Source organism: Pseudomonas piscis (assembly GCF_009380155.1).
GTDB classification, from domain to species: domain Bacteria; phylum Pseudomonadota; class Gammaproteobacteria; order Pseudomonadales; family Pseudomonadaceae; genus Aquipseudomonas; species Aquipseudomonas piscis.
Map to the genome: position 1 here is coordinate 711,557 of NZ_WHUV01000003.1, position 12,427 is coordinate 723,983.

Below are 12,427 nucleotides of genomic sequence, written 5' to 3' on the forward strand. Positions count from 1 at the left end.
GAGGAGTGGAATATGTCTTTCAATATCGGCCTTAGCGGTCTCTACGCTGCCAACAAGCAACTGGATGTGACCGGTAACAACATCGCCAACGTCGCCACCACCGGCTTCAAGTCTTCCCGTGCGGAATTCGCCGACGTGTACTCGGCCACCAAGCTGGGCAGCGGCACCCAGGTGGTGGGCAACGGCGTGCGCCTGGCCAGCGTGTCCCAGCAGTTCACCAATGGTGATATCAACAACACCGGCAACGTGCTGGACATGGGTATCCAGGGCCAGGGTTTCTTCGTGCTGAGCACCAATGGCTCGCTGAGCTACACCCGCGCCGGCGCCTTCAAGGCCGACAAGGAAGGTTACATCACCACCAGCGACGGCACTGCCCGCCTGCAAGGCTATGCCGTGGATGCCAACGGCAAGATCATCAACGGCGTGTTGACCGACCTGCGGATCGATACTTCGAACCTGGCGCCAAAGCCGACCGACTCGATCTCCTCGACCATCAACCTGAACTCCAGCGAAATTCCGATCAACGTCAACCCTACGGCTCCGGCCCCGGCGTATGTGTTCGATCCGACCAAGAGCGAAACCTACAGCAAGCAGTTCAGCACCCCGGTGTATGACTCCCAGGGCAACAAGCACGTCATGGATCAGTACATGATCAAGACGTCCAATCCCAACGAGTGGCAGACCTACACCCTGATTGATGGCCGCAACCCCGACGGTACGGCTTTCAGTATGGCCAACCAGGCGCCGATCACCATCAAGTTCGATTCCTCGGGCAAGCTCCAGTCCCTGACGCCGCCAACCGCGCCGGCCACCAGCCAGTTCACGGTGAGTGGCAACAGCATCGTCATGGGCAACTGGACCCCGGGCAACGTGGTCAATGGCAACTTCGTCCCCAACGGTTCGGTAGCAGCGGCAGGCGGCGTGAAGATCGACATGACCAAGACCGGCTCGGTACTGGGTGATACCGCCCGCTCGGTAGTCGCGCAGAACGGCTACTCCACTGGCCAGATTACCAACCTGACCATCGACGGCAGTGGTGTGATGCTGGCCAACTTCAGCAACGAGCAGACCAAGCCGATCGGTCAGATCTCCCTGGCCAGCTTCACCAACGAGCAGGGCCTGCAGCCGATCGGTGGTACCCAGTGGAAGGAAACCTACTCCTCGGGTATCCCGGGTTATGACGCGCCGAAGACCGGCACTCTGGGTGCGATCCAGTCCAACTCCCTGGAAGAGTCCAACGTCAACCTGACCAACGAGCTGGTGAACCTGATCAAGGCCCAGAGCAACTACCAGGCGAACGCCAAGACCATCTCCACCCAGAGCACCATCATGCAGACCATCATCCAGATGACCTGATGCCACTCTGGCGTGTTGGACAAAAAGCCCCTCTCTGAGGGGCTTTTTTATGCCTGTTCGCCGCCGACTGGTCTTTGCGGCCTGGGGTGGCCCGTCGGAGTGCGGGCGCGCGTCAGGCAGGGGGCTGGAGTTGTTCGCGAGGCCGCTAGCGCGGGGTTTGTCGCGGGCAAAAGAAAACCCCCGATACACCAGGGGCGTATCGGGGGTTGGCACAGGCGCCAATGAAGGCGCCTGTCTGCTCAGCTTATTGGCAAGCTTCGCAATCCGGCTCGTCGATGGCGCAAGCCTTCGGTACCGGAGCGGGACCGGCAGGGGCTGCCAGGACCGAGCTGTCACCGTGGTCGCCGCCGCTGGAAACAGCGTTCAGCTTGCCGGTGTTGATGGTGGACTTCTCGGTGCTGGTGGCGGCCAGTGCACGGAGGTAGTAAGTGGTTTTCAGGCCACGGTACCAAGCCATGCGGTAGGTCACGTCCAGCTTCTTGCCCGAAGCGCCGGCGATGTACAGGTTCAGCGACTGGGCCTGGTCGATCCACTTCTGGCGACGGGAGGCGGCATCGACGATCCACTTGGTCTCGACTTCGAACGCGGTGGCGTACAGGTCCTTCAGTTCTTGCGGGATACGCTCGATCTGCTGTACCGAGCCGTCGTAGTACTTCAGGTCGTTGATCATGACCGAGTCCCACAGGCCGCGAGCCTTGAGGTCGCGTACCAGGTACGGGTTGATCACGGTGAACTCGCCCGACAGGTTCGATTTCACGTACAGGTTCTGGTAGGTCGGCTCGATCGACTGCGATACGCCAGTGATGTTGGCGATGGTCGCGGTTGGCGCGATGGCCATGATGTTCGAGTTGCGGATGCCTTTCTTCACGCGTTCGCGGATCGGTGCCCAGTCCAGGGACTCTTCCAGGTTGACGTCGATGTACTTGGCGCCACGGGCCTCGATCAGGATCTGCTGGCTGTCCAGCGGCAGGATGCCCTTGGACCACAGCGAGCCGTCGAAGGTCTGGTAGGCGCCGCGCTCATCGGCCAGGTCGCAGGAAGCCTGGATGGCGTAGTAGCTGACCGCTTCCATCGACTTGTCGGCGAAGTTCACGGCGGCGTCGGAGCCATACGGGATGTGCTGCAGGTACAGCGCGTCCTGGAAGCCCATGATGCCCAGGCCCACTGGACGGTGCTTGAAGTTCGAGTTCTGCGCTTGCGGCACCGAGTAGTAGTTGATGTCGATCACGTTGTCGAGCATGCGTACGGCAGTCTTGACGGTACGCGCCAGCTTGGCGGTATCCAGCTTGCCATCGACGATGTGGTTCGGCAGGTTGATCGAACCCAGGTTGCACACGGCGATCTCGTCGGCGTTGGTGTTCAGGGTGATCTCGGTGCACAGGTTCGAGCTGTGGACCACGCCTACGTGCTGTTGTGGCGAGCGCAGGTTGCATGGGTCCTTGAAGGTCAGCCATGGGTGGCCGGTCTCGAACAGCATCGACAGCATCTTGCGCCACAGGTCTTTGGCCTGGATGGTCTTGAAGACCTTGATCTTGTTGTACTCGGTCAGGGCTTCGTAGTACTCGTAGCGCTCTTCGAAGGCCTTGCCGGTCAGGTCGTGCAGGTCAGGTACTTCCGATGGCGAGAACAGGGTCCACTTGCCGTCGTCGAAGACGCGCTTCATGAACAGGTCCGGGATCCAGTTGGCGGTGTTCATGTCGTGGGTGCGGCGACGGTCGTCACCGGTATTCTTGCGCAGCTCGAGGAATTCCTCGATGTCCAGGTGCCAGGTTTCCAGGTAGGCGCAGACCGCGCCCTTGCGCTTGCCACCCTGGTTGACCGCGACGGCGGTGTCGTTGACCACCTTCAGGAATGGCACGACGCCTTGGGACTTGCCGTTGGTGCCCTTGATGTACGAGCCCAAGGCGCGTACCGGGGTCCAGTCGTTACCCAGGCCACCGGCGAATTTCGACAGCATGGCGTTGTCGTGGATGGCGCCGTAGATGCCCGACAGGTCATCCGGAACTGTGGTCAGGTAGCAGCTGGACAGCTGCGGGCGCAGGGTACCGGCGTTGAACAGGGTCGGGGTCGACGCCATGTAGTCGAAGGACGACAACAGGTTGTAGAACTCGATGGCGCGGTCTTCGCGTTGTTTCTCTTCGATCGCCAGGCCCATGGCCACGCGCATGAAGAAGATCTGAGGCAGTTCGAAGCGCACGCCATCCTTGTGGATGAAGTAGCGGTCGTACAGGGTCTGCAGGCCCAGGTAGGTGAACTGCTGGTCGCGCTCGTGGTTGATGGCCTTGCCCAGTTTCTCCAGGTCGAATTCGGCCAGTACCGGGTTCAGCAGTTCGAACTCCACGCCCTTGGCGACGTAGGCCGGCAGGGCCTTGGCGTACAGGTCGGCCATCTCGTGGTGGATGGCGCTTTCGGCGACGCCCAGGAAGCCCAGGGCTTCGGCGCGCAGGGTGTCCATCAGCAGGCGGGCGGTGACGAACGAGTAGTTGGGCTCGCGTTCCACCAGGGTGCGGGCGGTCATCACCAGGGCGGTGTTGACGTCCTTGATGGCCACGCCGTCGTACAGGTTCTTCAGGGTTTCGCGCTGGATCAGGTCGCCGTCGACTTCTTCCAGGCCTTCGCAGGCTTCGCTGACGATGGTGCCCAGGCGGCCCATGTCCAGAGGCGCGAAGCTGCCATCGGCGCGGGTGATGCGGATCGAAGGGTGGGCGTTCACCGGCTCTTCGCTGCTGGAGCGGGTGGCGCGTTCCTTGGCGCGGGAGTCACGATAGATCACGTAGTCGCGGGCGACTTTCTGTTCGCCGGCGCGCATCAGGGCCAGTTCGACCTGGTCCTGGATCTCTTCGATATGGATGGTGCCGCCCGAAGGCATGCGACGCTTGAAGGTGGCAGTGACCTGTTCGGTCAGGCGCGCCACGGTGTCGTGGATTCGCGACGAGGCGGCAGCGGTGCCGCCTTCAACTGCGAGGAACGCTTTGGTGATAGCGACGGTGATCTTGTCGTCGGTGTAGGGAACGACAGTGCCGTTACGCTTGATCACGCGCAGTTGGCCAGGTGCGGTAGCAGACAGATCCAGGTTGGAATCGCCGGCCTGCGGCGCATGGGCCTGCGGGTTCTCGCGAGTTGTGTCGGTTTGCATGGGTGTCTCCACGTTCTCTATGTTTATTTGGGCACCAAGAAGGTGCCCACCGTTCCGTCCAGAAGCACTGCAGCCGGCACAGGCCGGCATGACGACTTCGGAACAGTTCAGGAAGGGGGCTTTTGGCGCCGCTTCCATGCCGAAGTCCTGGGTGCCGGGCATGGGCTCCGACACCTTGTTCCTGGGTGGCAGTCTGTTGCTGCAACACCCGTACCGTCTTCTCCTGGGCAGGGTGGAAAACGGTGCCATCCGCACGCGCGGTGTTGGTCTTCTAAAACAGCGATTGGTTCCACCAAACGGGCGCAAGAAAAGCGCTTGAGTTTCTTGTCTGAATTGTGTTTGGTTTTTTGGGTAAAACCCTAGATATAGGGTTTTTTTGCCGCCGGGCTACAAGATAATGCGTTTGGGGGGTGGTTGCAACGTACGGCCTGTGGATAAGTTTGTGCGTAAAGTGTGCATGGACTGGGTAAAACTCTCGCAGCCCGCAGTCCCACTGCATGGAACCGTTTGTCACTGTTTTTTACCTGCAAAAATTGCCCGGGGACGGATTTTTGCGGGCGCGAACCCTATCACAAAAAACCGTCCTGTCCGAGCCGTTTCAGTGGCTTGTATGGAGGCCCGCGGCGGTTGCTACAATCCGTCGCGATCCACCGCGCAAGGCGTCTCCTTCAGGGCCGGTTATCGGCCTTTTTCATGACAGAAGGATGTACGCGTTCGGTTGCGCCCAATGCTGGCAACAAAAAACAAGAAGAGGTCGAGCGTGGAGCAAGAAGCCTGGCAGGTACTGATTGTCGAGGATGACCAGCGTCTGGCTGAGTTGACCCGGGAATATCTGGAGAGCAACGGATTGCGCGTGGCGATCGAGGGCAACGGCGCCCTGGCCGCCGCGCGGATCATCGCCGAGCAGCCGGACCTGGTGATCCTCGACCTGATGCTGCCAGGGGAAGACGGCCTGAGCATCTGCCGCAAGGTCCGCGCTCGCTACGACGGGCCTATCCTCATGCTCACCGCGCGCACCGACGACATGGACCAGGTCATGGGCCTGGACCTGGGGGCCGATGACTATGTCTGCAAGCCGGTGCGTCCGCGCTTGCTGCTGGCGCGGATCCAGGCCCTGCTACGGCGCAGCGAGGCGCCGGAGCCTGTCCAGGAGAAGACCCGGCGCCTGCAATTCGGTCCGCTGGTAGTGGACAACGCCCTGCGCGAGGCCTGGTTGTGCGATGCCGGGATCGAGCTCACCAGCGCCGAGTTCGACCTGCTGTGGCTGCTGGTGGTCAATGCCGGGCGAATCCTGTCCCGCGAGGAAATCTTCACGGCCTTGCGCGGTATCGGTTATGACGGCCAGGACCGCTCCATCGACGTACGCATCTCCCGCATCCGCCCCAAGATCGGTGACGACCCGGAGCATCCGCGGCTGATCAAGACCATTCGCAGCAAGGGGTATCTGTTCGTGCCCGAAGCCGCCGCCGACATGCCGTCGTGAACTCGATCTTCCTGCGTATCTACGGCGGCATGTGCGCCGCCCTGGTCCTGGTGGCGCTGCTGGGGGTGCTGGCCCTGCACTTGCTCAACCAGGTGCGTAGCGAGCAATACCGCGAGCGCCTGGCCCATGGCACTTTCTCCCTGATGGCCGACAACCTGCAGCCGATGAGCGAGATCGAGCGCCGCCGGGCCCTGGCCGTCTGGGAGCGGTTGCTGGGCATTCCCCTGAGCCTCAAGACTTTCAGCCAGACCGACCTGGATAGCAGTCAGCGTGGCCGGGTGCTGCGTGGCCAGGCCCTGGTGGAGCAGACCGGTCCGTTCGCGGCCCGGGTCTACCGCCTGGTCAGCGACAAGGAACAACTGCTGCTCAGCGCCGAGGTCCAGCAGATCAGCGAGCAGCTGGCCCGGGCCACCATCTATCTGCTGGCGGACGAGTTGGTACGCTATCCCGTGGCCGAGCAGCCCCAGCGCCTGGCGGCGTTGAAGCAGGACAAGGGGTTCGGCTTCGACATGCACTTGTCGACCCTGGATGCCACCGACATGGACGATGACCAGCGCCGCCGGGTCGCCGAGGGCGATACCGTGATGGCGCTGGGCAAGGGGGGGGATTCGATCCGGGTGTTCGCCGGGCTGGTGGGTACGCCCTGGGTGCTGGAGATAGGCCCGCTGTACCAGATGAATCCCTATCCGCCGCAGTGGCTGGTATTGATCGCGGTGCTGGGCTTGAGCCTGATCGGCTTGATCGTCTATCTGCTGGTGCGCCAGCTGGAGCGCCGGGTCAATGGCCTGGAGGCGGCTGCCACGCGTATCGCCAAGGGCAGCCTGGAGGTCCGGGTGCCGGCCAGGGGCGCGGATTCGGTAGGGCGCCTGGCGGCGGCCTTCAACGACATGGCCGAACATCTGCAGCGGTTGCTGGCGATCCAGCGCGAGCTGGTGCGTGCTGTATCCCATGAGCTGCGGACTCCGGTGGCGCGCCTGCGTTTCGGTCTGGAGATGATTGCCACCGCGAGTACCGACCAGGCACGGCACAAGCATCTGGACGGCATGGACAACGACATCCAGGACCTCGACCGGCTGGTGGACGAGATGCTCACCTATGCTCGCCTGGAGCAGGGTTCGCCGGCCCTGAACTTCCAGCGGGTCGACCTGGACGCCCTGATCAACCAGGTGATCGGCGAACTGGCGCCGTTGCGTGCCAACCTCCAGGTCCAGCGTGGCCTGTGCCTGTCGGCCGCCGATTGCGATGGGGCCTGGGTCGAGGCCGAGCCGCGTTACCTGCACCGCGCGCTGCAGAATCTGGTGGGCAACGCCATGCGGCATGCCGAGTCCCAGGTGACCGTCAGCTACCAGGTGGGCCAGTCGCGCTGTCGGGTGGATGTGGAGGACGATGGCCCCGGAGTGCCCGAGAGCGCCTGGGAGAAAATCTTCACGCCATTCCTGCGCCTGGATGACAGTCGGACCCGGGCGTCCGGCGGCCATGGATTGGGGCTGTCGATCGTGCGGCGGATCATCTACTGGCACGGTGGCCGGGCACTGATCGGCCGCAGCAAGAGCCTGGGCGGCGCTTGCTTCAGTCTCAGCTGGCCACGGCAGCAGGAACCGCGCTAAGGCTCAGGCGGGAATGGCCACGAGGCTCAGGAGCTGCCCGTCCTCGACGGTGAACTGGCCGTCGAGCTCGCGACCCTGGTGCCACTCCTCGGACAACTCGGTCAGCAAGCGCAGGCGCACTTGACCATCGAGGCTCCACTCCAGCACCTCGGCATGCTCGAAATAGAAATTCTTGCGCACCAGCGGGTACAGGGTCTTGTACAGGCTTTCCTTGATCGAGAAGGTCAGGGTCACCGCCAGGGCGTGCAGTTCGTCTGGTAGCTGGTCGCGGCGCTGCAGCTCGGCGGGGGTCAGGATATGTCCTGCCAGGTTGGCCGAGCGTTCTCTCTCGAGCATCACTTCCAGGTCCATGCCCAGGGCTCGCCAATGCTGTTTATCGGCGACGATGGCCGCGGCGCGGCCGGTGCTGTGGGTGATCGAGCCGCAGATATGCTCGGGCCACACCGGTGCACGGTCATCGCCGATCGCCGGTACCCAGTCCAGTCCTTGCAATTGCCACAAGGCGTTCCGGGCGCACAGGCGCCCCGCGAGGAACTCGGCCTGGCGCTTGGCCACCGAGCGCTGGATGTTCGCTGGGGCCTCGATGCCGCTGCGCTGGAAGTCGTCGGCAGCCAACTGCTTGGAGTCGAACCGGGTACTGAGCAAGAGGGTATTGGGCAAGGCCTCCGGCAGGGGCCAGGAAGCTTGCGGGACGGTACAGCAGGCGGGGAGGAGTCGGTGTTCGTTCATGGCCGCTAGTGTGCCGGGTTGCGCCCAGGGTGGGTAGTCGTGCGCTCTATATAAAGAGAGCCGGCTGGCGCTGCGAACAGTTGCCGGACGCAATGCCTTGGGGCACGCCGGTTCAGGCAAGGTTAAGGGGATGTTCAGTGGGAGTTCAGGGCGGGACGTTTACTCTTGCGCCGTACCTAAACGTCAATAGCGCAAAGGAAGTTTCCTATGACTTCGTTGAAAAAACTGCTGCTGGCCTTTACCGTTCTCGGTGCCAGTGCTGCCGCCCAGGCCGCTGACAGCAACTTCGCCAGCCTGTCCTTCGGCCAGACCAGCGACAAGATCAAGAAATCCGGTTCGCTCAACAACAATCTCGGCCATCCGAATGCCGATGGCGTGATCGGTAAGGACAACACCTGGGGGCTGCGGGTTGGTCAGCAGAATGACCAGGGCCGCTACTACGCTACCTACGACTACGTTTCCGGCTCGCACAATGGCATTAAACTGCGTCAGCAGAACCTGCTGGGCAGTTATGACCGGTTCCTGCCGGTGACCAGCAGCACTCGGCTGTTCGGCGGCGCCAGTGCCGGCCTGACCAAGCTGACCCAGAAGTCCCCTGGATTCAGCCATGACAGCGATATCGGTTATGCGCTGGGGGTGCAGGCCGGTGTCCTGCAGCAGGTTTCACAAAATGCCTCGGTGGAGCTCGGCTATCGGTACCTGCGCAGCAATGCCGGAACCCAGATGAGCGAGCGGGGCGGTGGCAAGCAGGGTTCGCTGAGTCTCACCAGCAGCGCCCAGACTTATCTCTCGGCCAACTACGCTTTCTGAAGCGGCCGAGCTTGAACCACGCCGGACCTTGCCTTGGGCACGGTCCGGCGTTGGCGTATTAATCATCTGGGCGCAGGAGTGCCCCGCAGACGTCGAATTTTGCCTGGGAGAGCATTATGAAATTGCTGGTCGTCGAGGATGAGGCGCTGTTGCGTCATCACTTGCAAACCCGCCTTACCGACAGCGGTCATGTCGTCGAGTCCGTGGCCAATGCCGAAGAGGCGCTGTACCAGACCGAGCAGTTCAACCACGACCTGGCGGTGATCGACCTGGGCCTGCCTGGCATGGGCGGGCTGGATCTGATCCGACAGCTGCGCGCCCGGGGCAAGACGTTCCCGATCCTCATCCTCACGGCCCGTGGCAACTGGCAGGACAAGGTCGAGGGCCTGGCCACCGGCGCCGACGACTATGTGGTCAAGCCATTCCAGTTCGAGGAGCTGGAAGCCCGGCTCAATGCGCTGCTGCGGCGCTCCAGCGGTTTCACCCAGTCGACCATAGTCGCCGGCCCACTGCTGCTGGACCTCAATCGCAAGCAGGCGTCCCTGGACGAGCAGCCCCTGGCCCTGACGGCCTACGAATACCGGATCCTCGAATACCTGATGCGCCATCACCAGCAAGTAGTGGCCAAGGACCGGCTGATGGAGCAGTTGTATCCGGACGATGACGAGCGCGATCCGAATGTCATCGAGGTGCTGGTGGGGCGGTTGCGGCGCAAGCTTGAAGCGCCGTCGGGCTTCAAGCCGATCGACACGGTGCGCGGCCTGGGCTACCTGTTCAATGAGCGCTGCCGATGATTCGTTCGCTACGCCTGCGCTTGATGTTGGCCGCAACCATTCTCGCGGTCCTGTTCATGCTGGCCTTGCTGCCAGCCATGCAGGGCGCTTTCAGCCTGGCCCTGCAAGACTCCATCGAGCAGCGCCTGGCTTCGGACGTCACCACCCTGATCTCGGCTGCGCGCATCGAGGACAACCGCCTGCAAATGCCGGCGCAATTGCCCGACGAGCGTTTCAACCTCGCCGATAGCCGGCTTCTGGGCTACATCTACGATCGCGAGGGGCACCTGGTCTGGCGTTCCCGGGCCACCCAGGAAGAGAACATCAACTACCGGCCGCGCTACGACGGACGTGGCAACGAGTTCGCCCGGATCCGCGAGGCCAATGGCCAGGAGTTCTTCGTCTACGACGTCGAGATCAAGCTGCTGGGAGGCAAGAGCGCGGCGTTCAGCATCGTCGCCTTGCAGCCGGTGCGCGAGTACCAGCAGACCCTGGAAGGGGTGCGCGAGAACCTCTACCTGGGCTTCGGTGCGGCGTTGCTGGTGCTGCTGGCGCTGCTCTGGCTGGGCTTGACCTGGGGATTGCAGGCGCTGCGGCGCCTGAGCCAGGAGCTGGACCAGATCGAGAGTGGCACCCGCCAGAGCCTGAGCGAGGAACATCCGCGCGAGCTGCTGCGCCTTACGGGGTCGCTCAACCGCCTGCTGCAAAGCGAGCGCGACCAGCGTAGCCGCTATCGGGACTCCCTGGACGATCTGGCCCACAGCCTCAAGACCCCGCTGACGGTATTGCAAGGGGTCAGCGAGGACATGGCCCTGCGGCCCCAGGATCGTGAGCAGGCCTGGGTCCTGCAAACCCAGATCGAACGCATGAGCCAGCAGATCAGCTACCAGCTGCAGCGAGCCAGCCTGCGCAAGAGTGGCCTGGTGCGCCACCAGGTACGCCTGCGGCCATTGTTGCAGAGCCTGTGCGACACCCTGGACAAGGTCTATCGCGACAAGCAGGTACGGGTCTCGTTCGACCTGCCCGAGCGCTGCTACTTGCCGATCGAACACGGTGCCCTGCTGGAGCTGCTGGGCAACCTGCTGGAAAACGCCTACCGCCTGTGCCTGGGGTCGGTGCGCATCAGCGTGCGCGAGAGCCTCGATGGTTCCGAGTTGTGCGTGGAGGACGACGGGCCGGGAGTGCCGCCGGACCAGCGGGCTCGGATCCTCCAGCGTGGCGAGCGCCTGGATCGCCAGCATCCGGGGCAGGGCATCGGCCTGGCGGTGGTCAAGGACATCATCGAAAGCTACGGCGCGCGCCTGGCCCTGGGGGATTCAGCCCTGGGCGGGGCGGCCTTCCGGATTCACTTCCCGGTCCTTTAGCGTGGTTGCTCACTGGGTCCGGGCGCGATAGGCGCCCGGGGTCAGCCCGGTCCATTTCTTGAAGGCTCGATGGAAGGCCGATGGTTCGGAAAACCCCAGTTGTTCGGCGATCTGTTGCAACGACAGGTCGGCGCGTCCCAGGTGATAGATGGCGATATCGCGCCGCAGCTCGTCCTTGAGTTCCTGGAAGCTCAAGCCCTCTTCCCGTAGATGCCGGCGCAGGGTCTGGGGGCTGACGTGCATGTGCTGGGCGACGCTTTCCAGGTCCGGCCAGTGTTCGCGATCGCGGGCCAGCAGGCGGCGCAGCTGGCTGGCGAGGCTGTCGCCTTCATCGGGGCGCGACAGCAGATCGGCGGGGGAGCGTTCGAGAAAGTGCTTGAGGGTCCGTTCATCCTGCAGCAAGGGCATGCCCAGGTAGCGGCTGTGGAACAGCAAGCTGCTGTGGGGTTGGTCGAACTGCAGCGGGCAGGGGAAGAGCAAGTCGTATTCCGCCCCGTGTTCAGGGCGCGGATAACTGAAGCAGGCTTGTTCCAGGCGGACTCGCTGGCCGATCAGCCAACTGCCCAGCCGGTGCCAGATCACCAGCAGGCATTCGCTGAGAAAGTGCTCGGGGTCCCAGAGTGCGGAGTCCTCCAGGCTCAGCCGGGCCATGTCTCCTTCACGCGTCAGGCTCAGCCGCGGGGCCTGCGGGAATAGGCTATAAAACAGTAATCCGCGATTGAGCGCCTTCTCCAGGGTGCGGCAGTGGATCAGGGCGTGGCACATCATGGCGAAGGTCCCGGGTTTGCTCGGTCCATCGCCGAACCCCAGGTATTCGTCGTCCATTTCCAGCCATAGCTGTTGCAGCAGCTGGGTGAACTGCTCGGGAGCGATGCGGGCCCTGGGCTGGTGCAGCAACTCGGGGCTGATGCCCAGGCGCTGCAGCAGCGGCAGGTAGTCATAGCCGCGACGATGCGCGCCGCCGAGGGCGGCCCGGGCAAAGTGGCTGGCGATAGTACGTTCGCGCATGCAGGCAGGTCCGTCCATTGAGTGGCGGATATTAGCCAGCACCTCCATGAGGGAACAAGGCGGATATCCGCCAAATTGTAGGACGAGAATCGACGAGTGGGCGGAAATCCGCCAAGTTCATCGTTGCTCACTGGAAACGGAGTTCGGCTCTAACCCCTTGT

General features: G+C 63.0%; 9 protein-coding genes. 6 read left to right on the top strand and 3 right to left on the bottom strand.

From position 1 onward, the window contains the following. The first annotated feature begins 12 nt into the window (after window positions 1-12). Entirely contained in the window at window positions 13-1,356 is a 1,344-nt protein-coding gene (flgE, locus tag GDH07_RS20285) for a flagellar hook protein FlgE (RefSeq protein ID WP_152898676.1), read from the top strand. A 244-nt stretch (window positions 1,357-1,600) separates the two neighbouring features. On the opposite strand, the gene GDH07_RS20290 is transcribed toward flgE, so the two are convergent. Continuing rightward, the gene (locus GDH07_RS20290; RefSeq protein ID WP_152898677.1) at window positions 1,601-4,492 is read right to left on the bottom strand and encodes a ribonucleoside-diphosphate reductase subunit alpha; all 2,892 of its coding nucleotides are present in this window, start codon (window positions 4,490-4,492) and stop codon (window positions 1,601-1,603) included. A gap of 760 nt (window positions 4,493-5,252) precedes the next feature. Between GDH07_RS20290 and GDH07_RS20295 the strand changes: the two genes are divergently transcribed. Together GDH07_RS20295 and GDH07_RS20300 are read left to right on the top strand one after the other, a co-directional pair. After that, window positions 5,253-5,975 (top strand): response regulator, encoded by a 723-nt coding sequence (locus GDH07_RS20295; RefSeq protein ID WP_343038294.1) that lies wholly within the window; start codon window positions 5,253-5,255, stop codon window positions 5,973-5,975. After that, window positions 5,972-7,582, top strand: coding sequence for an ATP-binding protein (locus tag GDH07_RS20300; RefSeq protein ID WP_103327066.1), 1,611 nt, complete (start codon window positions 5,972-5,974; stop codon window positions 7,580-7,582). Before GDH07_RS20295 ends, GDH07_RS20300 begins: the two co-directional genes overlap by 4 nt. A gap of 3 nt (window positions 7,583-7,585) precedes the next feature. Here the strand turns inward: GDH07_RS20300 and GDH07_RS20305 are convergent, their stop codons facing one another. Next, a complete protein-coding gene (locus tag GDH07_RS20305) occupies window positions 7,586-8,311 on the bottom strand; it encodes a 4'-phosphopantetheinyl transferase family protein (protein WP_152898680.1) in 726 nt (241 codons plus the stop codon). A 207-nt stretch (window positions 8,312-8,518) separates the two neighbouring features. On the opposite strand from GDH07_RS20305, the gene GDH07_RS20310 reads away from it, so the two are divergent. The 3 genes from GDH07_RS20310 to GDH07_RS20320 all read left to right on the top strand — a co-directional run bounded on the left by GDH07_RS20310 (window position 8,519) and on the right by GDH07_RS20320 (window position 11,258). Beyond that, window positions 8,519-9,121: an outer membrane beta-barrel protein gene (locus GDH07_RS20310; protein WP_152898682.1), complete on the top strand. Its 603-nt coding sequence runs from the start codon at window positions 8,519-8,521 to the stop codon at window positions 9,119-9,121. Window positions 9,122-9,237: 116 nt separating this feature from the next. Further along, window positions 9,238-9,915, top strand: a complete 678-nt coding sequence (locus tag GDH07_RS20315; protein WP_022640261.1) for a response regulator — start codon at window positions 9,238-9,240, stop codon at window positions 9,913-9,915. Next, window positions 9,912-11,258 carry an ATP-binding protein gene (locus tag GDH07_RS20320; RefSeq protein ID WP_085596875.1) on the top strand — a complete coding sequence of 449 codons (1,347 nt, stop codon included), beginning with the start codon at window positions 9,912-9,914 and terminating at the stop codon, window positions 11,256-11,258. The genes GDH07_RS20315 and GDH07_RS20320 overlap by 4 nt, the downstream gene beginning before the upstream one ends. A gap of 9 nt (window positions 11,259-11,267) precedes the next feature. Here GDH07_RS20320 and GDH07_RS20325 read toward each other — a convergent pair whose 3' ends face one another. Beyond that, on the bottom strand, window positions 11,268-12,266 hold the full coding sequence (locus GDH07_RS20325) for an AraC family transcriptional regulator (RefSeq protein ID WP_152898683.1): 999 nt from the start codon (window positions 12,264-12,266) through the stop codon (window positions 11,268-11,270). Between the last annotated feature and the right edge of the window lie 161 nt (window positions 12,267-12,427).

Excerpts from the sequence above, each read along its gene's own strand:
- GDH07_RS20320 (WP_085596875.1), top strand. The coding sequence starts at position 9,912 with ATGATTCGTTCGCTACGCCTGCGCTTGATGTTGGCCGCAACCATTCTC.
- flgE (WP_152898676.1), top strand. The coding sequence starts at position 13 with ATGTCTTTCAATATCGGCCTTAGCGGTCTCTACGCTGCCAACAAGCAA.
- GDH07_RS20310 (WP_152898682.1), top strand. The coding sequence starts at position 8,519 with ATGACTTCGTTGAAAAAACTGCTGCTGGCCTTTACCGTTCTCGGTGCC.
- GDH07_RS20325 (WP_152898683.1), bottom strand. The coding sequence starts at position 12,266 with ATGCGCGAACGTACTATCGCCAGCCACTTTGCCCGGGCCGCCCTCGGC.
- GDH07_RS20305 (WP_152898680.1), bottom strand. The coding sequence starts at position 8,311 with ATGAACGAACACCGACTCCTCCCCGCCTGCTGTACCGTCCCGCAAGCT.
- GDH07_RS20290 (WP_152898677.1), bottom strand. The coding sequence starts at position 4,492 with ATGCAAACCGACACAACTCGCGAGAACCCGCAGGCCCATGCGCCGCAG.
- GDH07_RS20315 (WP_022640261.1), top strand. The coding sequence starts at position 9,238 with ATGAAATTGCTGGTCGTCGAGGATGAGGCGCTGTTGCGTCATCACTTG.